This is a genomic window from Streptomyces sp. V4I23, assembly GCF_030817975.1.
In the GTDB taxonomy this organism is placed as follows: domain Bacteria; phylum Actinomycetota; class Actinomycetes; order Streptomycetales; family Streptomycetaceae; genus Streptomyces.
In genome coordinates, this window is the sequence record NZ_JAUSZW010000004.1 from 2,815,310 (window position 1) to 2,838,424 (window position 23,115).

Below are 23,115 nucleotides of genomic sequence, written 5' to 3' on the forward strand. Positions count from 1 at the left end.
TTGACCGCAAGTGTGGGCCAAGGTTTCACTCGATGTGATGATTTGCCGGTCGGCAGCGGTTTACCGCCGGTACGTCCGGGTCTCGAACGCGCTCAGACGCCGGCCCCGTCGCCCTCCGGCTCGTCGGCGGCCGCGCGGCCTTGCAGGCTGCCCGTCAGCTTGCCCTCGGTCGCCGCGTAGGCGCAGGTCACCGTGCGGTCACCGATCCGCCAACTGTCCTCGGTGGGGACGTCGTAGTACAGCTCGGCGTTCGACGGGACCGCGGCGGGGTCGACGTACGCGTCGTTGATCGCCTGGCAGCGTTCCTGGACCTCCGCGTCGGCCTCCTCCGAGCCGGGGTAGCCGTCCGCTCCGTCCAGGGTGAAGACGCCGGTGACCTCGGCGTCGTGCGCCGTCGCAGTCGACGGTCCGGACGCTCGCGGTCTTGAGCTCCTCCTCGACCTCGGGGCCGGGGATGTCGACATCCGGGACAATCTGACACGGAGAAAGGGGCGGCCGCGAACGGCCGCCCCTCCCGTTTGTCAGGTCCCTGCGAGGGCTGAGCTCAGAACTGCAGCGCCCAGGCGTCGATCCTGCCCGTGTCGTAGCGCGCGTTGTCGCTCACCCGCAGCTTCCAGGTGCCGTTGGCCGGCTCGGACGACGCGTTCACCGTGTAGGTGGTGATCACGTTGTCCGCACTGCCGCCGGACCCGTAGGCCTTCAGGTTGTAGAGCGAGCCGTCGGGGGCGACGAGGTCGATCTTCAGGTCACCGATGTAGGTGTGCTTGATGTCGACCGAGACGGCGAGGTTCGAGGGCGCGTTGCCCGTGACACCGCTGACGGTGATCGGCGACTCGACGGTGGCGTTGTCGTTGATCGCGTAGTCGCCGGTGTTCTCGAACTTCGGTCCGGGCGGGGTGGTGCTGCCGCCGCCGACGTACAGCAGGCGGTTGGGCGAGCCGGTGCCCGGGTTGCCCACCACGCCGGAGGTGGCGGCGGTGGTCAGGGCCGAGGAGACCTGGGCCGGGGTCGCGGTCCTGTTGGCGGCCAGGTACAGCGCGGCCGCACCCGCGACGTGCGGCGTCGCCATCGAGGTGCCGGAGATGGTGCTCGTCGCCGTGTCGCTGGTGTTCCAGGCCGACTTGATCGACGAGCCCGGGGCGAAGATGTCCAGCACGCTGCCGTAGTTGGAGAAGCTGGAACGGGCGTCGGAGCTGGTGGTGGAGCCGACGGTGATGGCCTCGGTGACCCGCGCGGGCGAGTAGTTGGAGGCGTTGGACCCGTCGTTGCCCGCCGCGACCGCGTAGGTGATGCCGGAGGCGATGGAGTTGCGCACGGCCGTGTCGAGGGCGGTGTCGACGCCGCCGCCGAGGCTCATGTTGGCGACGGCCGGCTTGACGGCGTTCTGCGTCACCCAGTCGATGCCGGCGACGACCTGCTCGGTCGTACCCGAGCCGGAGTTGTCGAGCACGCGGACGCCGACGATCTTGGCCTTCTTGGCCACACCGTGGGAGGACCCGGCGACGGTGCCGGCGACGTGCGTGCCGTGACCGTGGCCGTCCTGTGCCGTGTTGTCGTTGTCGATGGCGTCGTAGCCGTAGGACGCGCGGCCGCCGAAGTCGCTGTGGGAGATGCGCACGCCGGTGTCGATGACGTACGCCGTCACACCCTCACCCGCGGTGTCGGGGTAGGTGTAGCTCTGGTTGAGCGGGAGCGCCCTCTGGTCGACCCGGTCGAGGCCCCAGGACGGCGGGCTCGGCTGCGTGCCGGAGATCTTGAAGACGCGGTTCTGCACGACGGACTCGACGGCCGGGTCCGCCGCGAACTTCTTGGCCTGCGCCTCGGTGAGCTGCACGGAGTAGCCGTTGAGCGCGGCGTCGTACGTCCGCTTGATCTTCGCGCCGTACTCGGCCGCGAGAGCCTTGCCCGCCTTCGAGCCCGCGTCTGCCTCGGACTCGTCGAGCGTGACGATGTAGCTGCCCTTGATGGCGCCGGGGGCACCGGCGTTCTCGATGACGCCTTCCGGCGCAGCGGCGGCCGCGACGGCCGGAAGGGCGGAGACCGTGCCGAGCGAGAGCGCGGCGACGGCTATGGCGCTGGCCGCGGCGAGTCTTCGCCGCGAGTCACGCATCACAGACATGTGAGGGGTCCTCCTCATAGGTGGTGCGTTGCTGTGGGGGTCATGACAGAAGGACGACAGGGGCATGCCAACGATTCGGTCTCAATGCGACTACCCCCCTTGTCCGTCCGCCGAGCGAAAGATTGACGGATCCATAGGAATCGCACAAGAGGACGGGCGGCAGTGAAACGCAACCGCCACACAGCCGCCATCAGGCACCACACGGCTGCCATGCTGGCGGCCCATGACGTCCTACCGCTGTCCCGATTGCACGAGTTATTGGCCGGTCGATTCTGACATCTGGTGCTGCCCGGACTGCCGGAGCCCCCTCGACCTGGACTTCCACGCCTCGGCCGTTCCCCGTTCCGCGCTGGCGGGCCGCGTGAATTCGCTGTGGCGTTACGAAGAGGCGCTTCCGCTGTCCGCGCCCGCGGCCACCCTCGGCGAGGGCCGCACCCCGCTCGTTCCCCTCACGGCGAACGTGTCGGCGAAGCTCGACTTCGTCATGCCGACGCTGTCCTTCAAGGACCGGGGCGCGGTCATGCTGGCGGAGCTGGCCCGCCGGCTGGGGCCGCGCCGGGTGATCGCCGACAGCAGCGGGAACGCGGGCACGTCCGTCGCCGCGTACTGCGCGCGGGCGGGCCTGCGGTGCACCGTGTACGTCCCCGAGGGCACGTCCGCGAAGAAGACCGAGCAGATCCGGGCGCACGGCGCCCGCCTGGAGGTGGTCCGCGGCGACCGCGAGGCCACGGCGTCCGCCGCGCGGGCCGCGGCCGGCGAACCCGGTGTCTTCTACGCGAGCCACGTCTACAACCCGTACTTCCTGCACGGCACCAAGACCTATGTCTACGAGCTCTGGGAGGACTTGGGCGGCCGGCTCCCCGAGGCGGTCGTCGTGCCCGTCGGCAACGGCACCCTGCTGCTCGGCGCCGCGCTCGCGCTCGACGAACTGCTCGCCCACGGGCTGATCGACGCCCGCCCCGCGCTGGTCGCCGTGCAGGCGGAGGCGGTCTCCCCGCTGGCGGCGGCGTTCCGCGCGGGCGCGGAGGACCTGCTCGCTCCGGCCCGTGCGACGCCCACGCTCGCGGAGGGCATCGCGATCTCCCGCCCGCCGCGCGCCCGTCAGATCCTGCGGGCCGTACGGGAGTCGGGCGGCGAGTTCCTGACGGTGACGGAGCCCGAGATCCGCGCGGCGCAGAAGGACCTGGCGGCACGGGGCCTGTTCGTGGAGTCGACGGGCGTGGCGTGCTGGGCGGCGGCCGGTTCGTGGACCGACCGCACGGCGGTGGTCCCCCTGTGCGGCGCGGGCCTGAAGACGGGGTTCGTCGGCGACGACTGAGGCCTGGGTACGTGTGAAGCCCCGGCGGCGGCGCGACCGAGGCGTACGGCGGGGGCCGCACGGCAGCCCCGCCGGCGCGACGGAGGCGCGGCCCATCAAAGGCGCAGGCCCACCGAGGGAAGCCCCCGGTGGGCCCGCCATGCCCACGCCGCATCAGATGCGTTCGAGCACCGTCGCGTTGGCCATACCCCCCGCCTCGCACATCGTCTGGAGGCCGAAGCGGGCGCCCCGGTCCTCCATGGCGTGCAGCATCGTCGTCATGATGCGGGCCCCGCTGGCGCCCAGCGGGTGCCCCATGGCGATCGCGCCCCCGCGCACGTTCACCTTCGCGTGGTCCGCACCCGTCTCGCGCAGCCAGGCGAGCACCACCGACGCGAACGCCTCGTTGACCTCGAACAGATCGATGTCCCCGATCGACAGCCCGACCCGCGCGAGCACCTTCTCCGTCGCCGGGACGATCGCCGTGAGCATCAGCAGCGGATCGTCGCCTGCGACGGCGAAGGAGTGGAAGCGGGCACGCGGCCGCAGCCCCAGCCGCTCCGCCACGTCCGCGCCCATGACGAGCACGGCCGCGGCTCCATCGTTGATCGGTGAGCTGTTGCCCGCCGTGACCTGCCATCCGATCTCCGGGAAGCGCTCGGCGACGGCGGCGTCGTGGTACGCGGACCCGAGCCCCGCCAGCGCCTCGGCCGACGTCGTGGGCCGTACGCTCTCGTCCCGCTGCCCGGTCCAGGCCACCTCCCGGTCGAACTCCCCCCGCTCCCAGGCCTCGGCGGCACGGCGATGCGACTCCAGGGCGTACGCGTCCTGTTCCTCGCGGGAGATCTTCCAGCGGGCAGCGATGAGTTCGGCGCTGACGCCCTGTCCGACGAGCCCGCCCGGGTAGCGCTCCGCGAGCCGCAGCCCGAACGGATCGCTGCCCGGCAGCACGGCGGACCCCATCGGGACCCGGGACATCGACTCGACGCCGCAGGCGATGGCGATGTCGTACGCCCCGCTGATGACGCCCTGCGCGGCGATGTGCGCGGCCTGCTGCGAGGAACCGCACTGCCGGTCGACGGTCATGCCCGGCACGCTCTCGGGGAACCCGGCGGCGAGCACGGCGTTGCGCGTGATGTTGTACGACTGGTCCCCCACCTGTGTCACGCACCCGCCGATGACGTCGTCGACGAGCCCCGGGTCGATCCCGGCCCGCTCGACGAGCGCGACGAGGGTGCGCGCGAGCAGATCGACGGGCCGCTCCTCGTGCAGCGCACCTCCTGGCTTCCCCCTGCCGACGGGCGTACGCACCGCCTCGACGATCACCGCGTCCCGCACGACAACCTCCTGAGTTGGAATTCCGAACCGTCCATGACAGAGACTATTCCGGGGTCGGTTGGAATTCACAACCCACTCGCGGAAGCGCATCACGTGGGCCCGGTCACAACTCGCTCGCTTCCCGCCCCGGGACCGGCGTCGGCTGCGTTCGCGGAACGGCACGGGTGCCGAAGGTTCGCGGCGGCTCACCGCCGAGGGCGTCGACGACCGCCGGCGCGTGCGACCGCCCGATCTACGCCCAGGGCCTGTGCTGGTCGCCGCTGCCTGATGGCCGCGACGGACCGGCCGGCCGCCCGGCCAACCGGACGGGCCGCCCCGCGGCTCCCTTACTGCCTGCCGAGGTGGCAGTCCCGATCCGCCTCATGCGGGCGTACGGCTGGACGCCCGCGGCACCGGGTCCCCCTTCCGCCTCGACCGGCCGGGGGCTTCACCCCGGGATTCGCCCTGACCCCCGCGGTCCCTCTCCCGACCGCACCGGCACCGAGCGGCTCCCGCCGTCAGCCACGCTCCGGCTCCCACTCCGGCGAAGCCGAGCGCCTCGGCGTGCTTGCGGCATCCCGCAGCCGTTCGCGCGGCAGCCGCTCGCGGCCCGGGCGCGCCAGTGCCGGTTGCGGTCACTCTCCGCGCGGGCGACCTCCGCGTCGTACGCGGGGGCGCGAGGGCCACGGTCGAACTCCGAAACGCTGAGGGACGCGACAACGTTGTTGATCACCATGCCGCCGCCCTGGAACTCGGGGACGAACACGGCTGGTTGCTCCCAACGTGTGCCGGGCGCGCGACGCATGGTCGGGATCGTGGGGACGCGGCCGAGCAGCCGCGGGCCGGGATGCTCTCGTCCGGACGCAGCGCGTACGCGCAGAACAGCAAAACGGGCGCAGCGGCCGGGTGAATTCTGCGTGCTCGCCCAGGACGCGGTGCGCCTGCTGACAGACCACGGCCGGCGGACTCTCCGGCTGAACCACGGGATGCTGGACTGGCGCCTTTTTGAACTTCCGGTCACAGCACAGCACTTGGAGTGAGCCTGCCGCGCTCCATCGGCGCACGAGCGGCACCGGGTTCCATGCAGTCCGCCGCATTGACAACCAACCCCCATCCCACCGGAGGTGCCTGACATGCAGGTGAGCATCGACCAGGACCGGTGCTGCGGCTCCGGCCAGTGCGTCATGGCAGCCCCCGACGTCTTCGACCAGAGCGAGGACGACGGCCTGGCCCTGCTGCGCCCGGGTCGTGCCCGGCAGGCCGCCCGCGCCGACCTGGAGCTGGCCGCCGCCCTGTGCCCGGCCGGTGCCATCACCGTGCACGAAGGCCACGGCACCGTGCCCGGGGACGCCGACGGCACCGGTGCCGTCGGTGCCTGACCGTCCCGCCCCGGCCCCCTTCGTCTCACCTCGTCCGTGCAAGGAGCCCGTCGCATGACTCCCGCCCACTCCGCCGTCGCCGACCAGGAACTGACTCTGCCGGCCCCTCGGGGCGCCTGCCCCTTCTCCCCGCCGCCCGCCTACACCGAAGCGCACCGTGCCGCCCCGCTGACGAAGGTGAGCCTGTGGGACGGTGAGCCGTGCTGGCTGGTGACGGGCCATCAGCAGATGCGTACGGTCCTGCAGGACAAGCGGTTCAGCGCCGATGCCCGGGTGCCGGGCTTCCCCTTCCTCTCCCCCGGCCGCCGCCAGCTGCTCACCAAGGCGCAGCCCAGCTTCCTGCGGCTGGACGACCCCGAGCACGCCCGGCTGCGCCGGATGCTCACCGGCGATTTCATCGTCAAGCGCGCCGAGGCCCAGCGCCCGCAGATCCAGAAGATCGTCGACGAACTCCTGGACCGCATGATCACCAAGGGCGACTCCGCGGACCTGGTGCGCGACTTCGCACTGCCGGTGCCCTCCAGCGTGATCTGCCTGCTGCTCGGCATCCCTTACACCGACCACGAGTTCTTCGAGAGCCACACCAGCATGCTGGTGGACCTGAGCACCCCGCCGGAGCAGATCAAAGCGGCGATGGGCACGCTGAACGGGTATCTGGCCGAACTGGCCGAGCGCAAGCGCCGCGAGCCGGACGACAGCCTGCTCAGCCGACTGGTGGCGCGCGGCGAGCTGAACGAGGTCGAGTGCGCGGCCATGGGCATGGTGCTGCTCGTGGCGGGCCACGAGACCACCGCCAACATGATCTCCTTCGGCGCGCTGGCGCTTCTGCGCAACCCCGCCCAGCTGGCCCGGCTGCGGGCCGAGCCGGAGCTGATCAAGAGCGCGGTCGAGGAGCTGCTGCGCTATCTGTCCGTCGTGCACTTCGGGCTGCCGCGCGCCGCTCTGGAGGACGTGGAGATCGACGGCACGCTGATCAGGGCGGGTGAGGGTGTGCTGTGCATGTTGTCCGCCGGCAACCGGGACGAGCTGACGTTCCCGGACGGCGACGAGCTGGACATCACCCGCGACGCACGCCGCCACCTGGCCTTCGGCTTCGGCGTCCACCAGTGCATCGGCCAGCCGCTGGCCCGCGCCGAGCTGCAGATCGCGCTGGGCACGCTGCTGCGCCGGCTGCCGGACCTGCGCCTGGCGGTGCCGTACGAGGAGTTGGAGTACCGCACGGACAAGGCGGTCTACGGCGTGCGGTCGCTGCCCGTGACCTGGTGAACCGGCAGCACCGGGTGGTAGGGCACGGGGCCGGCGGATCGGATCCGCCGGCCCCGTGCCCTACGACCGCCCCGCCGGAGCCCGCGCCGGGACATGCACGAAGACCGGGCCCAGCCCCCTCGTGAAGGGCTGGGCCCGGCCGGCGTACGGGCACGCGACGGGATCAGTACGGGCCGATGAATCCCGCCGTGACGTCCGCCAGCTTGCGTACCCGGGACGGGGCGCCGTCGACCATCTCCAGGCAGGCCGCCGCGATCCGGTCGGCGTTGGGGTGGAACGCCTCCTCCAGCGGGTGCGACACCGGTGCCGGGCAGTCCGGCAGGGTGACCCGCCGCACCGGCCTGCGCAGCGAGTCGAACGCGTGCTCCGCGACGACCGCCGCGACCTCGGCGGCGAGGCCGTACCGTGCCCAGCTCGTGTCCGCGACCACCAGCCGGCCCGTACGCGCGACCGAGGCGCAGATCAGCTCCTCGTCCAGCGGGCGGATACTGCGGATGTCGACGACCTCGACGCTGATGCCCTGCTCGGCCAGCAGTCCGGCGGCGCGCTCGGCCTCGTGCACCATCAGCGAGGCGGCGACCACGGTCACGTCCGTGCCGGGCCTGGCGATCCGCCCGCGCCCGAAGGGGACGGCCACGGGCTCCTCGGGCACCTCGCCCTCCATGCCGTACAGGCCTCGGTTCTCCAGCAGCACGGTGGGAGTCTGTGCGCGCAGTGCCTGTACGAGCAGGCCCTTGGCGTCGGCGGGGGACGCGGGCATCGCGACGTGCAGTCCGGGGAAGTGCCCGAAGACGGACTGCGGGCTCTGGGAGTGGGTGGCGCCCTGGCCCCAGCCGCGGCCCACGACGGCGCGGGTGACCACAGGGACGCCGCCCCGGTTGCCGTACATGTAGCGCCACTTGGCCGCGAGGTTCACCAGCGCGTCCATGGCGAGGAACATGAAGTCCGCGCGGGAGTGCACGATCAGGGGACGGCGGCCCATGGCCGCGGCCCCGACTGCCATGCCGGCGGTGGCGTTCTCGGAGTTGGGCACGTCGATGACGCGGGTGGGGCCGAAGCGTTCGAAGGCCGCGCGGGTCGTGCCGTGGATCCCCTTGTCGTCGTCGACGCCCTCGCCCGCGACGAAGACGGCCGGGTCGTCGGCCATGCACTGCACGGTGGCTTCGCTGATGGCCTGCCAGTAGGTGAGTTTGCGCATCGGTTCAGTTCCTCCCGGCGGGCGCGGCGATCGGCTGCGGCTCACAGGCGCCCAGGAGCAGGTCCGTCACGTCGGGGAAGGCGCCGGCGCGGGCGAAGTCCACGGCCCGGCCGACCTCGTCGGTGAACTCGGCCCGCCATGTGTCGATACGGTCGTCGATGGTGGGGTCCTCGCCGCGCAGCGCCTCGGCGGCGGAGTGGATCGGGCAGCGCTCGATCCAGGACGCGACCTCGGCGTGGGTGCGGTAGGCGCCGTCCTCGTCCCAGTTGGGGCCGACGTGCTCGCGCCAGCGGTAGGTGTCCAGCTCCAGCAGATGGGGGCCGTGCCGCGCGCGGGCGGACTCGACGGCCGTACGGGCGGCATCGTGGACGGCGAAGACGTCGTTGCCGTCGATCCGGCTCGCCCGCATGCCGTAGCCGAGTGCCCGCCGCCAGATGCTGGTGCCCGGGGGCTGGCGGGCGGAGAGCGGCGAGGCGATGGAGTACTGGTTGTTCTCACACACGAAGACCACCGGCAGGCGATGCAGCGCGGCGAAGTTCAACGACTCGTGGAAGGCGCCCTCCTCGGAGGCGCCGTCCCCGAAGAAGGTGAGCGCCACCCGCGGCGTGCCCTCCATCGCGAACGCCCAGGCCGCGCCGACCGCGACCGGGATCATCTCGCCGAGGATCGCCGCCGATCCGCCGAAGCCCGCGGCGTGGTCCACCAGGTGCACCGAGCCGCCGCGCCCGCCCGCGCAGCCGGTCTCCTTGCCGTACAGCTCGGCGACCAGGGCGGGCAGGTCGCCGCCCTTGGCGAGGTAGGGCGCGTGCGAGCGGTGGGCGCTGTAGACGACATCGGTGCGCCGGCTCGCCGCGCACACGCCGACCGAGGTGGCTTCCTGGCCGATGGAGAAGTGTGTGGGGGTGCGCATCAGCTGTTCGTCGCGGTACAGGTCCGCGAGCGTCTCCTCGACACAGCGGATGCGCACCATGTCGCGTACCAGCCGCAGCCGGTCCAGGATCGTCATCGGTCTCTTCCTTTCAGGGGGAGCACCAGCCGGGCCGGGCGCCGCCCGCCCAGCGCCCGGCGGCCGGTGCGGGCTCGGCGCCGCGCGGCCAGCGCGGGCCGGCGGCGATCGGCTCGCCGGCGGGTGCCGCGGCCCGGCGGGCCAGCGTGAGCAGGGCGAGGGTGAGGACGGCGACTTCCTCGGGTGTCGGGTCGCCGCGCAGGACGCGCAGCGCCTGGGGGTCGTGGCCGGTCACTGGGGCTGGTTCCCGTGCTTGCGGCTGGGCAGCGCGGTGTACTTGGCACGCAGCATCTTCAGCGCGGCGATGAGCTTGATACGGGTCTCGCCCGGGTGGATGACATCGTCGACGAGCCCCTGCTCGGCCGCGTAGTAGGGGTGCATCAGCTTGTCCTGGTACTCCTCGATCAGCCGGGCGCGGGTGCCCTCGGGGTCGTCGGACGCGGCGATCTCGCGGCGGAAGATGACGTTGGCCGCGCCCTCGGCGCCCATGACGGCGATCTCGTTGGTGGGCCAGGCCAGCGTCACGTCGGCGCCGATGGACTGGGAGTCCATGACGATGTACGCGCCGCCGTACGCCTTGCGCAGCACGACGGAGATCCGGGGCACGGTGGCGTTGCAGTACGCGTACAGCAGCTTTGCGCCGTGCCGGATGACGCCGCCGTGCTCCTGGTCGACGCCCGGCAGGAAGCCCGGCACGTCGACGAGGGTGACCAGCGGAATGTTGAACGCGTCGCAGAACTGCACGAAGCGCGCGGCCTTCTCGGACGAGGAGATGTCGAGCACGCCCGCGAGGTCGCTCGGCTGGTTGGCGACGATGCCGACGACCTGGCCGCCCATCCGGGCCAGCGCGCAGACGACGTTGCCGGCCCATCGCTCGTGCACCTGGAAGTACTCGCCGTCGTCGGCGATCTCCTCGATGACCCGGCGCATGTCGTAGGAGCGGCCCCGCTCGGCGGGGACCAGGTCCACCAGGGAGTCAGTGCGCCGGTCCTCGGGGTCGTCCACGCCCGTGCGGGGCGGCAGTTCACGGTTGTTGGCGGGCAGCAACGACAGCAGGTAGCGCACCTCCTGGAGGCACTCCTCCTCGTTGTCGTACGCGAACTGGGCGACTCCGGAGACGCCGGTGTGCACATCAGCGCCGCCCAGCTCGTTCTGGGTGATCCGCTCGCCGGTGACCGCTTGGACCACGTCGGGTCCGGTGATGAACATCTGCGAGGTCTCGCGCACCATGAACACGAAGTCGGTGAGCGCCGGCGAGTAGGCCGCGCCGCCCGCACACGGGCCCATGATCACGCTGATCTGCGGGATCACCCCGGAGTTGCGGACGTTGCGCTGGAAGATGCCGCCGTATCCGGCGAGCGCGGTGACGCCCTCCTGGATGCGGGCGCCGGCGCCGTCGCACAGGCCGACGACGGGCGCCCCGGCCGCCGCGGCCATGTCCATAATCTTGTGGATCTTGGTGGCGTGGGCCTCGCCGAGCGCCCCGCCGAAGATCCGGAAGTCATGGGCGTAGACGAAGACCTCGCGGCCGTCGACCAGGCCCCAACCGGTGATCACGCCGTCGGAGTGCGGCCGCTTGGCCTCCATGCCGAAGCCGGTTGCCCGGTGCCTGCGCAGCCCCTCCACCTCGGTGAAGGTGCCCTCGTCGAAGAGGAGATCGATGCGCTCGCGGGCGGTCAGCTTGCCCTTGGTGTGCTGGGCCTCGGTGGCCTTGGGGTCGGGACCGCGCCGCACCTTCTCCTGGAGTTCCACCAGGTCCGCGACGCGGTCCGCGGTGGCCCTGACCGGCTTGTCGCCGGTGGGATAGGGCGGGGCGGCGGGGGCCGGGGCGGACGGTTGCCCGGTCACCTCCGCCGGCAGCTGTGCCACAGGGGAGTCCTCGACAATGGTCATCTGCGTCCTTCCGCTGCATACGGTGTGGGGTCGTCGACGGCGGCCTTCGGAGCCGTGCCGGGCCGCTGCGGCGATGCCGAGCGGCGCACCGCGTCCAGGAGGTCTGCCTGTTGCAGACAGGCGCGCGCGTCGGGGAGACCGGCCGGGCCGGCGTCCGGGTCGTTTGCGGCCCGGCAGGCGGTCGCGAAGGCCCGTACGGTCAGGGCGGCCTGGTCCGCGGGCGGCAGCTCGATCTCCTCGGTGGTTCCGCGCCGCTCCAGGCGGATCACCGGGCGGTGGTCGGGCGGCGGGGTGAAGGCACAGTCCAGGGTGATCCGCCCCTCGCTGCCCCACAGTTCGTAGGCCGAACGGTAGGAGTGGTCCATGCCGAAGGTCAGCTGGGCGCTGACCCCGTGCTCGTCGCGCAGCAGGGCGGCGCCCGCGGTCTCCACGGCGCTGTCGGGGCCGGCGTGCAGGGTCGCGGCGACGGTGTGCAGCCGCTCGCCGAGGAAGTGGGCGGCGGCCCTGACCGGGTAGACGCCGATGTCGAGCAGCGCGCCGCCGCCGAGTTCGGGCGCGTGCCGGATGTCGTCGGCGGGCAGCCGGGGCACGGCGAACGCGGCGCTGAAGGCATGCAGTTCACCGATCGCGCCGTCGGCGACCAGTTCGCGTACGGCCTCATGCTGGGGGTGGTGGACGAACATGACGTTCTCCATCAGGGCGAGCGACCGCTCCCCCGCCAGCGCCAGCAGCTCGCGGGTGCGATCCGGCTCGCAGGTCAGCGGTTTCTCGGCGAGGACGTGCTTGCCGGCCAGCAGCGCAGCTTCCACCCAGGTGGCATGCAGCGCGGCGGGCAGCGGCACGTACACCGCGTCCACGTCGTCAAGGCCGAGCAGGTGCGCATAGCCGGTGACGGGGCGCGCGCCGTGACGGCCCGCGAGTTCGGCGGCCCGCGCCGCGTCACGACCGGCGACGGCGGCGACCTCGATGCCGTCGGCGGTCGCGAAGGCGGGCAGCATCCGCCGCCGGGCGATGTCCGCACACCCCAGTACCCCTATGCGCAGGGGACGTGGGGAGGTGGCGCGGGCGGCCTCAGCCATGGTCGCCGAGCTCCGCCGCGGCCAGGCAGGCGGCCAGGGTACGGGCCTGGACGTTGACGCAGTGTCCCTGCTGGATGAGCCGCGACAGCTGCCCCGGTGTCACCCAGCGGTAGCCGGGCGGTTCGTCCAGCGGTGCCTCTCCCTCGTCGGCGTCGATCAGCATGTAGCGGCTGACGGCGTCGAGGAAGCGCCCGCCCTCCTCGGAGTGCAGCGCCTCGTACCGGACACGAGAGGCGTCGGTGTGCAGCGCCAGGTCCAGGAACGGCGGCCGGTCGGCGCCGAACAGGCCCGCGTAGTTGTCCGGCGTGTACATCACGGTGGGCGACAGCTCGACGGCCTCCCGCAGCCCGGCCTCCATCCTGGCGTGCGCGAGCAGATGCGGCACGCCGTTGATCCGGCGGGTCAGCATGGCCACCACGCCCTGCCCGCGCGGGCGGATCAGCGGCTGGGTCCAGTGGGCGACCTCGCGGCTGCCGGCCTGTACGGACGCGGCGACCACGTCGAAGTAGCGGCCGTGCACATGGTGGACGGTGTCCGCGTCGCGCTCCCAGTCCGGCAGCCCCGCGAGCGGCACCCAGTCGGTGCGCACATCGTGCCGGGAGCGCATCTCGGTGAGCCAGCAGGCGAGTTCGGTGTCGGTGTGCAGCGCGGCGGTCCCGGCCTCGGCGTCCGTCATGGGCGCGCACGAAAGGACCGTACGGGCGTCCATGTTCACCACGTGGTCCAGCCGCAGCAGCTGCGCGATCTGCCCGAAGGTGAGCCAGCAGAAGTCGTCGTCCAGCGGCACGTCGTCCGTGGTCTCCACGATCATGTTGCGGTTGTGCTTGCGGTGGAACCAGGAGCCGTGCTCGGACTGGAGCACATCGGCCAGTACTCGACCATGCCCCGGCCGGGTGAAGTACGCGAGGTACTTCACGTCCGAACCGCCGTGCACCTTGGTGTAGTTGGAGCGGGTGGCCTGGACGGTGGGCGAAAGCTGGAGCAGGTTGGGGTTGCCCGGCTCCATCTTGGCCTGCATCAGGCAGTGCAGCACCCCGCCGAACTCCTTGACGAGGATCCCGAGGATGCCGATTTCCGGCTGCCGGATGATGGGCTGATGCCAGCCGCCGGGGCCGCCGTCCACGGTCACCCGCAGCCCTTCGACGCTGAAGAAGCGCCCGCTGCGGTGCACGAGGTTCCCCGTGCCCTCCTCGGTGTACCAGCCCTCCAGTTCGGCGAACGGGATGGTGCCGACCCGGAAGGGGTGGGCCGCGCGGCGCCCCGCGAACCAGTGGTGCAACTGCCCGAGGTCCAGGTGCGCGCCCTGTACGGCGGCCGCCGACCGGGCGATCCGGGTGGCCGGGACCACGTCGTGCCGCGGCCGCAGCACGGTGGGCACCGCGAGCTTGGGTGACATAACGGGTGACTCCTCGAAGTCGTACGGACGGACGGGGTACGGGCGGGACGCGCAGAAGAGGGCCGGCCGTGGCGGCGGGCGTGGACATGCGGGCGGGTGTGTCCGTGCTCAGCGGCCGCCTGCCACGGTCAGCGACTCGCCGGTGATGTTGCCGTTGGCCGCCGAGCACAGGAACAGCACGGCCCCGGCCACGTCCTCGGGGTCGCTCAGCCGTCCGGTGGGCGTCGCGCCGATCTCCCGGACCCGTACCTGTTCCGGCAGTCCCTTGAGCATTCGCTCGGTCACGGTCAGCCCCGGGCATACGACGTTGACCAGCAGCCCGTCGCCGCCGAGGTCCCACATCAGGCTTCGGGCCAGGCCGTGCAGCCCGGCCTTGGCGGCCCCGTAAAACTCCTGGCCGCGGTTGCCGCCCAGCGCGTTGTGCGAGGAGATCAGCGCGATCCGGCCCCAGCCGCGCCTGCGCATGCCCGGCACCGCGTGCTGGACCGTGCGGATCACGGGGGCGAGGTTGCCGTCCACCACCGGCAGCCAGTCCTCCTCCGGCACGCCCTCGAAGGGGGTGCCGGGTTGCCTGCGCACCCCCCAGCGCACCGCGTTGGCCACCAGGACGTCCAGCGATCCCCAGCGCTCCTCGACGGCGCCCACCACGCGCTTGGGCGAGGCGGGGTCGTCCAGGGCGTATGCGACCGGGAAGGCCCGGTCCTCGTCGGCGCCCAGCTCACGCGCCAACTCCTCAGCCGCCGCACGGTCGTTGCGGTACGAGACTGCGACTTTGGCACCTTCCTGGGAGAAGGCGCGGGCCACCGCCCGGCCGATTCCGCTGGTGGCTCCCGTGACCAGCACGGTGCGTCCGTTCAGGCCGAGGTCCATGTCCGATCCTTTGCGTCCATCTCGTGTTTCCCGTGCTTCGCGTGGGGTGCGCGATGCGAGGGGTGGGGGCGGCGGGCGGGCCGGGTCATCCGCGGGCCGCCACGAATTCCTTGATCGTGCCGGTGACGTAGTCGAGCATTTCGTCGGTGAGGGCCGGGTAGACGCCGATCCAGAAGGTGTGTTCGGTGATGATGTCGCTGTTCGTGAGGTCGCCGACGACGCGGTGGGGCTGGTTGACATAGGCGGGCTGGCGGGTGAGGTTGCCGGCGAAGAGGCGGCGGGTGCCGATCTTGCGGTCCTCGAGGTGGGCGACGAGTTCGGCGCGGGTGAAGGGGGCGTCGGGCTGGACGGTGAGGACGAAGCCGAACCAGCTGGGGTCGCTGCCCGGGGTGGGCTCGGGGAGCAGGAGGTGGGGCAGGCCGTCGAGGCCCTCGCGCAGCCGGCGCCAGTTGCGCTTGCGGGCGGCGGTGAATTCCTCCAGGCGGGCCAGCTGTGTCAGCCCGAGGGCGGCCTGGAGGTCGGTGGCCTTCAGGTTGTAACCGATGTGGGAGAAGATGTACTTGTGGTCGTACCCGTGGGGGAGGGCACCCATTTGGTAGTCGAACCGTTTGAAGCAGGTGTTGTTCCTGCCGGGTTCGCACCAGCAGTCGCGACCCCAGTCGCGCAGGGATTCCACGATCCGGGCGAGCCTGAGGTCGGAGGTCAGCACGCAGCCGCCCTCGCCCATGGTGAGGTGGTGGGCGGGGTAGAAGCTGACGGTGGTCACATCGCCGAAGGTGCCGGTGATCTGACCGTTGTAGGTGGTGCCGACCGCGTCGCAGTTGTCCTCGACGAAGTAGAGGTCGTGTTCGCGGGCGAGTTGGGCGATCTCGGCGGCCTCGAAGGGGTTGCCGAGGGCGTGGGCGATCATGACGGCGCGGGTCCTGGGGCCGATGGCCTGGGCGACACGGTCGGCGGTGGTGTTGTAGGTGCCGAGTTCCACGTCGATGAAGACGGGGACGAGCCCGTTCTGGACGATGGGGTTGACGGTGGTGGGGAAGCCGGCCGCGACGGTGATGACCTCGTCGCCGGGCTTGAGGCGCCGGTCGCCCAGGGTGTGGGAGGTGAGGGCGGTCAGGGCGAGGAGGTTGGCGGAGGAGCCGGAGTTCGTCAGGTGGGCCTTGCGGCGTTCGAGGGTCTTGGCGAAGCGCGATTCGAAGGTGCGGGAGCTGGGCCCGGACGCGATGCGCAGGTCGAGGGCGGCCTCCACCAGCGCGGCCCGGTCCTCCGCGTCCAGCGTCGCCCCGGACGGCCAGATCTCCGTCACCCCCGGCTCGAAGGGCCGGTCGTCCTTGAGGTCCTCGTGGTACTTGCGGACCTGATCGAGAATGAGCGCCTTGTCGCCGCGCATCCCTGCCTCCTCCACTATCGGCCTCGGCGCATCCCCGCACCTGTTGTGAGCACTGGTCAGTACGCTTCGATGCTGCACCCCCCGCCTCGAACCCGGCTCGACACGGGACGGACGGCGAATGGACCGGCCGCGCGCCCCCGTCACCGTGGCCGTCCAGGGCTGGCCCTTGCGGTACCGGGTCGTCCCGGCCGGCCGCACGAGCGCCGTTCGAGCGCGGGCGCCTAGCGTGCGCGCCGATGGACATCCACGACACGGCCGTGCCCGACGCCTACCGGATCGTTCCGCGCGTGCTCACCGACGCCCGCGGCAGCTTCCACGAGTCGTTCCGCCACGAGGAGTTGGCGCGCGCGACCGGGCATGTCCTCATTCCCCAGCAAATCAACTACTCCTCGTCCAGGCGCGATACGGTGCGCGGTCTGCACTCGGTGCTGCTGCCGCCGGGGCAGGCGAAATACGTCACCTGTGTGCGCGGCGCGGTACGCGACTTCGTCGCCGACGTACGCCTGGGCTCGCCCGCCTTCGGCGCGTACACCACGGCGGTCCTCGACGCGCGGGACGGCGGCGGCATGTACGTGGCCGAGGGGCTGGCCCATGGGTTTGTGGCACTGACGGAGGACGCGTGTGTGAGCTACCTGTGCTCCACCGAGTACGTGCCCGGCACCCAGGTCGACATCTGCCCCTTCGACACGGAGCTCGACCTGCCCTGGCATCTGGGGCTGACCGGGGAGCCGCTGCTGTCGGAGAAGGACGCCGCGGCCCCCACGCTGGCCCGCGCCGCCGATCTGGGGCTGCTCGCCACGTACGACCAGTGCCTGGCCCACTACGCGGACCGGCGGCGCGCGGCGCGCTACGCGCGTGCGGCGGCGGCGAGCTCGGTGAGCTCGGCGACCACGCGGGCCGGAGAGGGCAGGGCCTGAACCCCGTCCCGCAGAGCCTCCGCCGCGGCCCGCACGGGCCTGGTCAGCAGTTCGAGGGCCGCGTCCCGCACCCGGGCCGCGGCCTTCTCGTCGTCCGCCAGATCACCGCCGGGCAGGTGACGCCCCGCGCCCACGGCACGCAGCCGCTCGCCGGTGAGCATCTGCTCGGGGCGCGGTGACACCACGAGCTGCGGCACTCCGGCGGCCGCCGCGGTCATGGCCGTCCCGCCGCTGCCCTGGTGCGCGATCGCCGCGCAGGTGGGCAGCAGCAGATGCAGCGCGGAGGCGTCCACCGCCCGTACGCCCTCGGGGAATCGGGAGAGCGCGGCTCGCTGGGCCGGGCCGAGGGTCAGCACCACGTCCAGGCCGCCGGCGGCCAGCAGCCCGGCCGCGGCGAGCAGCGGATCGGGCCCGCCCGCAGACGCGTCGGACGGGCGTGCGCCGGCCTCCCAGGTGACGCACAGCCGCGGCCGCGCGGGGGTCCCGAGCAGTCCGACGGGCAGCTCGCCGGGGCCGCTGTACGGGACGTGCCGCACCGGCAACCGGCGTTCGGGTGTGGGAAGCCAGAGCATCGGCGGGCAGGGGTCGAGCCAGCCGAGGGGTGCGTGCGCGGGGTCCGCGCCGTAGCGCTCGAACAGCTCGCGGTAGCCGGGCAACGGACCGCCGCCCGGGCCGCTGTGCTCCAGCCTGAGAACGGCGGCACCGCCCCACAGGTGGGCGGCCAGCGGCACTCCCAGCAGCTGGGACACGACCGTGCCCGCGTAGGTGGAGCCGTCGGCGACGATCAGATCGGGGCGCCAGATAGGGGCGAAGTCCAGCAAGCCGGGCAGCATGTCGCCCGCGATCCGTACCTGCCGGTCCACCAGGGACCCCAGCATCCGCCGCCGCCCCTCGTCCAGTTCGCCGAGCCGCAGCGGCCAGTCGGGGGGCCAGCCGCGGAGCACGGCGCGGTCCTTGGGGCCGCCCATCGCGGGCGGCTCGGCAGGCGGCGAGGAGGCGCCGACGGGCACCGCGGTCAGCCCGGCGGCGCCGACCGCCAGAGCGCAGTCGGACGGTACGGCGACGAGCACCTCGTGCCCCGCGGCCCGGCAGGCCCAGGCGAGCGGCACCATCGGGAAGAGGTGCGCGGACGCGGACCAGGTGGTGAAGAGAATGCGCACGGTGCTCCTTCAGGGAGTCGAAGTGGCGCGCGGCTCACCCCACGAGGTGGTCGGCGCCATCGGGCAGGTCCTGCGCCGCGCGCCCGCCCAGCCACGCCAGCAGCTCGCCGCGGCGCTCGCCTGCGGGGTCGAGCGCTTCGGGGCGGGCGACGGCGAGCCGCTGGGCGGTGACGCGTACGCCGTCCGTCTCCTGGGCGAGCCGCCACGAGCGCCGGTACAGCGCGAACTCGCGGGGCGGGTCGAGGTGCTTGAGGACGATGGTGTGCGGGGCCCGGCCGATGTGCACGGTGCGGCCGCTGCCCGTGGAGCCGTCGGGGTACTCCTCGACGGCGGTGCCGAACACGGCGGTCTCCTCGGCTGATCCGTCCTGACCGAGGCCGGCGGACAGGCGCCCGTAGACGTCCTCGACGGTGCCGGGCAGCAGCGCGCTGCGCTCGGCGCGCAGCACCAGTGGCCCGTCCTGCTCGCGGCCCTCGACGGCGGCCTTGAGCGTACGCATCTGCAGGGCGCCATGCCGGTCCAGTTCCTCGGCGACGACCGCCGGGTCCTGATCGGTGGTGAACCAGTGGTGCGACTCGACGCGGCAGCCGCCGCCCTCCAGGGCGGTGAACCGCCACGCGCCGCCGAGCCTGCGGATGGCGCCGACAGTGCCCTGCTGCTCGAAGACCATGCACAGCGTGTCGTCGTGCAGGCTGCGCCGGGACTGCCAGATCCGCAGCCCGCCCTCGGGTCCCGGGCGCACCGCCCAGAACTTGGACAGGTCATCGATGCCGCGCTGCTCGACGATCTCGGTGTGCACGATCCACGGGTACAGCAGCGGCCAGTCGGCCACGTCGGTGAGCGTGCGGTAGACCAGCTCGGCGGGCGCGTCGATGGTGATCCCGGCGGTGGTGCGGTGGATCTCCTCCGCCGCGGGGCCCGTCCGCCGCGCGGCCTCGGTCGTGGTCTCGGTCATGGTCTCCGGTGCTCCTCGCAGAGGGGTGGCAGTCAATTCAGGAGGTGGCGCGGGCTTCGAGGTACCCGACCAGTTCGCCGGGCAGCGGCATGGCCTCGATCTCCTGGCGGACCTGCTGGGCGCGCTCGGTGTACCGGGGCTCACCCAGCGCGTCCTCGATCGCGGTGCGCAGCGCGCCGGGCGTGGACTGGCGGTCGGGCTCCACGACGATCCCGGCCTCGGCCTGCTCGACCAGTTCGCCCCACAGCCACTGGGTGGACCCGTTGTTGTCGGGCAGCAGGACCTGCGGGACGCCGTGGGCGAAACCCGTCATGCCAGTTCCGGCGCCGCCGTGGTGCACGAGCAGGTCGCACGTGGGCATCAGGGCGCCAAGCGGCAGCCAGCCGGTGGTGCGTACGTTGGCGGGCAGCGGGCCTAGGGCGTCCTCGGCGCCGGCCACGGCCAGGACGACCTCGGCGTCCAGGTCGGCCACCTCGTCGAGGAGTTGCCGGCGGCGGCCGGCGAAGTTGCTGGTGGTGATGCCGCCGGACAGGCACACCCGCGGCCGGGCGGGCCGGTCGAGCAGCCGACCGGGGATCTCGCCGGGGCCGTTGTAGGGGATGTGGCGCATGCGGACGCGCGGGACGCGTGAGGGGCGGCGCAGCGCGGGCGGGCAGGTGTCGATCCAGGTGTCGGTCCCGATGCGGGGCTCGACGCCGAAGCGCTCGAACATCCGGACGTAGGCGGGCGGCACTTCCTTTTCGTCGAGGAAGTAGATGCCGACCGGCTGGCACCAGTTGTAGCCGACGGCCGGTACACCGACCGCCGCGGCGGCGACCAGGCCCACGACCGCGCCGATGTCGTACACGACCAGGTCGGGACGCCAGGCACAGGCGAAGGCGACCAGGTCGTCGGCGAGCGAGTCGGCGAGCCCGATGAGCTGGGCCGCCCAGCTCAGCCGGCGCTCCTCCGGCCAGGGCAGCGGGCCCATCGGCCAGTCCGCGGGCACTCTTTCGGGGCGCTCGGCGCTGTCGGGTATGCGCCACGAGGCGAAGGCGTCGCCGGCCGCGCGGTCGCCGATGGGGACGGCGATCAGGCCGGCGGCCTTGACGTGGTCGACGGACTGCGGCCGGGCCGCGACCCGAACGTCGTGGCCGGCCAGTCGAGTGGCCCAGGCCAGGGGTACGGCCCAGGGGACATGGCTGGCCCCGTGGGCGACGAAGAGGACACGCATGCTGTCTTCACCTGCCTGAGATCGAGGGAACGTGGGGTACGTGCGGTTCCGGAGGGGCGGCAGCGCCTCCGCTGCGGACCCGGGTCAGTCGCGGGCCCGTCCGGGCAGTGCAAGCGCCGGGATCAGGGTCAGCACGCTGATGGCCAGGGCCCACCAGAAGGCCGTACCGAAGGAGTCGGCGACGCTGCCACCGGAGTGCTGCCGGGCGATCTGGTGCTGCAGGACGATGACCAGGGTGGCGGTGCCCAGCGAGCCGCCGATGCGGTGCACGACGTTGTTGATGCCGGCGGCCTGCGGCATCTGGTGCGGCTCGACGCTCTGGAAGACTGCGGTGATCATCGGGGACATCGCCGCGCCCAGACCCAGACCGCGTACGAACAGGCCGATGGCGAGCAGGAGTTCACTGGGCGCCTCGCCGGCCTGGGTGTACGCGAGGGTGCCCGCCATGGACAGCGCGACGCCCACCAGGATGACCGTACGCAGACCGAGGCGGCCCGTGAGCCTGCCCGCGAAGAACATGGCGACCGCGATGCCGAGGTCCTGCGGGATCAGCAGCAGTCCTGCGTGCAGCGCGTCCTGGCCGCGGGCCTGCTGGTAGTACAGCGGCAGCATGAACATCGAGCTGAACAGGGCGGCACCGACCAGGAACGAGGTGAGGACTGCGTTGGAGAAGGCGCGCCGGGCGAACAGCCGCAGGTCCAGTACGGGCGCGGCGCCGGGGCGCAGCGCGTGCACCGCGTAGGCGATGAGCAGCAGCGCGCCGATGGCGACGGGGGCGTGCACGACGGTGTCGGCGAAGCCGTGGCCGTTGCCGGTCTCGGCGAATCCGTAGACCAGCGCGGCGAGTCCGGGCGAGATCAGCAGCAGCCCGAGCACATCGAGCTTCTGGCCGCCCTCGGGGGTGCTCCTGGGCAGCACCCAGGCTGCCAGCAGCAGGGTGAGGGCGCCGAGCGGCACATTGACGTAGAAGATCCACTGCCAGCTGAGCAGGCCGATGAGCACGCCGCCGATCCCCGGGCCGAGCGCGGGTGCGAAGGTCAGCGGGATGATCAGCAGGCTCATCACCCGGCCGATCCGCTGGGGTCCGGCGGCCTGGGCGATCATCGACTGGCCGATGGGCTGGATGAGCCCGCCGCCGAGGCCCTGGAGCACGCGGAAGACGATCAGTGAGGTGGCCGACCAGGCCAGGCCGCACAGCGCGGAGGCGAGGACGAAGCAGGCCACCGAGGCCATCCAGACCTGCTTGGCGCCGAAGCGGTTGGTGGCCCAGCCGCTGATCGGGGCGACCAGCGCGAACGCCAGCAGGTAGCCGGTGCTGATCCACTGCACCGTGGCCAGCGAGCTGCCGAAGTCGCTGCGGATGGCCTCGATGCCGACGTTGACGACGGTGGAGTCGAGCACGGCGAGGATCGTGCCGAGCACCAGGACGACGCCGATTCTGATAACCGCGGGTTCGAGACGATCGCTCGGTTGCGCCGCCGTGGCACGCACGGTCGTGGACATGGCTGTATTCCCTCGGGTAGGTGGGAAAGGCAACTGGCAGGTGGGGAAAAGGGAGCTGCGGCCCGCCGGGGGAGAACGGGCCGCAGCGGTTCAGGCGGCACGCGACCGGACCGGGCCGCCTGGCGTGCGGGCGGGTCAGGGGACGAGGACGACCCGGCCCAGCTGGACGCGGTCCTCCATCAGCCGGTGGGCCTTGGCGGCTTCCTCCAGCGGGAGTTCGGTGTGGACCACGGGCCGCACCTTGCCGCTCAGCACCATGTCGCACACCTCGCCGACGATCTTGTCGAAGTTGTCGACCTGGCCGTCCATGACGCCCATGGAGAAGTGGGTGACGTACTTCCCCGCCAGGTCCTCCAGCGGGATCCTGGGCAGTTCCAGGCCGCCGCCGGCCGAGCCGTAGAAGACCAGCCGGCCGAACGGCTTGAGCAGGCCGATGCTCTTGGGGGTGATGTCGGCACCGACGCTGTCGAGGACGACGTCAACGCCGACGCCGCCGGTGACCGCGCGGACCTCCTCCTCCCAGCCCTCGTGGCTGTAGTCGACGGTGTGGTCCGCGCCCATCTCCTTGGCGAACGCCAGCTTGGCCGGGTCCTTGGCGGTGGCGATGACGGTGCCGGCACCGAGCGCCTTGACCATCTGGACCACGAGGTGGCCGATCGCGCCCGCCGCGGCGTGCACCAGGACGCTCTCGCCCTTCTTCAGGTACGCGGCCTGGATGACTTCGAGGCCGACCTGGGCGGGCGAGCTGAGCATGGTGGCCTCGGCGGCGTCCATCTGCGCGGGGATGCGCACCAGGTCCTTGACGCGGGCCAGGGAGTACTCGGCGAAGGCGTCCTTGAAGATGACGCTGGCCACCCGGTCGCCCACCTGCCAGCCCTCGACGCCGGGGCCGAGGGCGTCGATGAAGCCGACGGCGTCACCGCCGGGGCAGGCGGGCAGCTGGAGGCGTTCGCCGTAATAGAACTCTCCGGCGCGCTCCTGGATCCCGGCGAAGTTGACGCCGACTGCCTCGGCCCGGATCCGTACCTGACCGAGTCCCGGCTCGGGCCGGGCGACGTCGTCGACCTGCAGTACCTCCGGCGTGCCGTGCTGGTGGTAACGGACGATGCGCATGGGTCTCTCTTTCTCTGGCTCCAGGGACCGCGGCGGCCGGCTCC

At 72.2% G+C, this 23,115-nt stretch carries 20 protein-coding genes; 4 read left to right on the forward strand and 16 right to left on the reverse strand.

The window, feature by feature from the left end; genetic code table 11:
* Nucleotides 1–92: 92 nt before the first annotated feature.
* Entirely contained in the window at nt 93–464 is a 372-nt protein-coding gene (locus QFZ82_RS14770) for a septum formation family protein (RefSeq protein WP_307713614.1), read from the reverse strand.
* Nucleotides 465–544: 80 nt separating this feature from the next.
* Nucleotides 545–2,119 carry a S8 family peptidase gene (locus QFZ82_RS14775; RefSeq protein ID WP_307713615.1) on the reverse strand — a complete coding sequence of 525 codons (1,575 nt, stop codon included), beginning with the start codon at nt 2,117–2,119 and terminating at the stop codon, nt 545–547.
* A gap of 223 nt (nt 2,120–2,342) precedes the next feature.
* Here QFZ82_RS14775 and QFZ82_RS14780 point away from each other — a divergent pair, with 223 nt between their 5' ends.
* Nucleotides 2,343–3,437 (forward strand): threonine synthase, encoded by a 1,095-nt coding sequence (locus tag QFZ82_RS14780; RefSeq protein WP_307713616.1) that lies wholly within the window; start codon nt 2,343–2,345, stop codon nt 3,435–3,437.
* Between the two features lie 153 nt (nt 3,438–3,590).
* Here QFZ82_RS14780 and QFZ82_RS14785 read toward each other — a convergent pair whose 3' ends face one another.
* The gene (locus QFZ82_RS14785; protein ID WP_307713617.1) at nt 3,591–4,754 is read right to left on the reverse strand and encodes a thiolase family protein; all 1,164 of its coding nucleotides are present in this window, start codon (nt 4,752–4,754) and stop codon (nt 3,591–3,593) included.
* A gap of 1,112 nt (nt 4,755–5,866) precedes the next feature.
* Between QFZ82_RS14785 and QFZ82_RS14790 the strand changes: the two genes are divergently transcribed.
* Nucleotides 5,867–6,112, forward strand: a complete 246-nt coding sequence (locus QFZ82_RS14790) for a ferredoxin (RefSeq protein ID WP_307713618.1) — start codon at nt 5,867–5,869, stop codon at nt 6,110–6,112.
* Nucleotides 6,113–6,166: 54 nt separating this feature from the next.
* Entirely contained in the window at nt 6,167–7,378 is a 1,212-nt protein-coding gene (locus QFZ82_RS14795; protein WP_307713619.1) for a cytochrome P450, read from the forward strand.
* A gap of 163 nt (nt 7,379–7,541) precedes the next feature.
* Here QFZ82_RS14795 and QFZ82_RS14800 read toward each other — a convergent pair whose 3' ends face one another.
* From QFZ82_RS14800 to rfbH, 8 genes are all read right to left on the reverse strand, one after another.
* Nucleotides 7,542–8,576 (reverse strand): alpha-ketoacid dehydrogenase subunit beta, encoded by a 1,035-nt coding sequence (locus QFZ82_RS14800; protein ID WP_307713620.1) that lies wholly within the window; start codon nt 8,574–8,576, stop codon nt 7,542–7,544.
* Nucleotides 8,577–8,580: 4 nt separating this feature from the next.
* Nucleotides 8,581–9,582 (reverse strand): thiamine pyrophosphate-dependent dehydrogenase E1 component subunit alpha, encoded by a 1,002-nt coding sequence (locus QFZ82_RS14805; RefSeq protein WP_307713621.1) that lies wholly within the window; start codon nt 9,580–9,582, stop codon nt 8,581–8,583.
* Between the two features lie 13 nt (nt 9,583–9,595).
* Nucleotides 9,596–9,817: an acyl-CoA carboxylase epsilon subunit gene (locus tag QFZ82_RS14810; protein WP_307713622.1), complete on the reverse strand. Its 222-nt coding sequence runs from the start codon at nt 9,815–9,817 to the stop codon at nt 9,596–9,598.
* On the reverse strand, nt 9,814–11,475 hold the full coding sequence (locus QFZ82_RS14815) for an acyl-CoA carboxylase subunit beta (RefSeq protein ID WP_307713623.1): 1,662 nt from the start codon (nt 11,473–11,475) through the stop codon (nt 9,814–9,816). The genes QFZ82_RS14810 and QFZ82_RS14815 overlap by 4 nt, the downstream gene beginning before the upstream one ends.
* Nucleotides 11,472–12,554, reverse strand: coding sequence for a Gfo/Idh/MocA family protein (locus QFZ82_RS14820; RefSeq protein WP_307713624.1), 1,083 nt, complete (start codon nt 12,552–12,554; stop codon nt 11,472–11,474). The genes QFZ82_RS14815 and QFZ82_RS14820 overlap by 4 nt, the downstream gene beginning before the upstream one ends.
* Nucleotides 12,547–13,950, reverse strand: a complete 1,404-nt coding sequence (locus tag QFZ82_RS14825) for an NDP-hexose 2,3-dehydratase family protein (protein ID WP_307713625.1) — start codon at nt 13,948–13,950, stop codon at nt 12,547–12,549. Before QFZ82_RS14825 ends, QFZ82_RS14820 begins: the two co-directional genes overlap by 8 nt.
* Before the next feature lie 108 nt (nt 13,951–14,058).
* A complete protein-coding gene (locus QFZ82_RS14830) occupies nt 14,059–14,820 on the reverse strand; it encodes an SDR family NAD(P)-dependent oxidoreductase (protein WP_307713626.1) in 762 nt (253 codons plus the stop codon).
* A gap of 85 nt (nt 14,821–14,905) precedes the next feature.
* Complete coding sequence (gene rfbH, locus QFZ82_RS14835; RefSeq protein WP_307713627.1) at nt 14,906–16,210, reverse strand: lipopolysaccharide biosynthesis protein RfbH; 1,305 nt, start codon at nt 16,208–16,210, stop codon at nt 14,906–14,908.
* Between the two features lie 236 nt (nt 16,211–16,446).
* Between rfbH and QFZ82_RS14840 the strand changes: the two genes are divergently transcribed.
* A complete protein-coding gene (locus QFZ82_RS14840; protein WP_307713628.1) occupies nt 16,447–17,127 on the forward strand; it encodes a dTDP-4-dehydrorhamnose 3,5-epimerase family protein in 681 nt (226 codons plus the stop codon).
* On the opposite strand, the gene QFZ82_RS14845 is transcribed toward QFZ82_RS14840, so the two are convergent.
* From QFZ82_RS14845 to QFZ82_RS14865, 5 genes are all read right to left on the reverse strand, one after another.
* Nucleotides 17,058–18,287: a nucleotide disphospho-sugar-binding domain-containing protein gene (locus QFZ82_RS14845; RefSeq protein WP_307713629.1), complete on the reverse strand. Its 1,230-nt coding sequence runs from the start codon at nt 18,285–18,287 to the stop codon at nt 17,058–17,060. The genes QFZ82_RS14840 and QFZ82_RS14845 overlap by 70 nt on opposite strands.
* Before the next feature lie 34 nt (nt 18,288–18,321).
* On the reverse strand, nt 18,322–19,242 hold the full coding sequence (locus tag QFZ82_RS14850; protein WP_307713630.1) for an SRPBCC family protein: 921 nt from the start codon (nt 19,240–19,242) through the stop codon (nt 18,322–18,324).
* A 37-nt stretch (nt 19,243–19,279) separates the two neighbouring features.
* Nucleotides 19,280–20,455: a nucleotide disphospho-sugar-binding domain-containing protein gene (locus QFZ82_RS14855; RefSeq protein WP_307713631.1), complete on the reverse strand. Its 1,176-nt coding sequence runs from the start codon at nt 20,453–20,455 to the stop codon at nt 19,280–19,282.
* An 84-nt stretch (nt 20,456–20,539) separates the two neighbouring features.
* The gene (locus QFZ82_RS14860) at nt 20,540–21,958 is read right to left on the reverse strand and encodes a DHA2 family efflux MFS transporter permease subunit (protein ID WP_307713632.1); all 1,419 of its coding nucleotides are present in this window, start codon (nt 21,956–21,958) and stop codon (nt 20,540–20,542) included.
* A 135-nt stretch (nt 21,959–22,093) separates the two neighbouring features.
* Nucleotides 22,094–23,071, reverse strand: coding sequence for a zinc-binding dehydrogenase (locus QFZ82_RS14865; RefSeq protein WP_307713633.1), 978 nt, complete (start codon nt 23,069–23,071; stop codon nt 22,094–22,096).
* Nucleotides 23,072–23,115 lie beyond the last annotated feature (44 nt).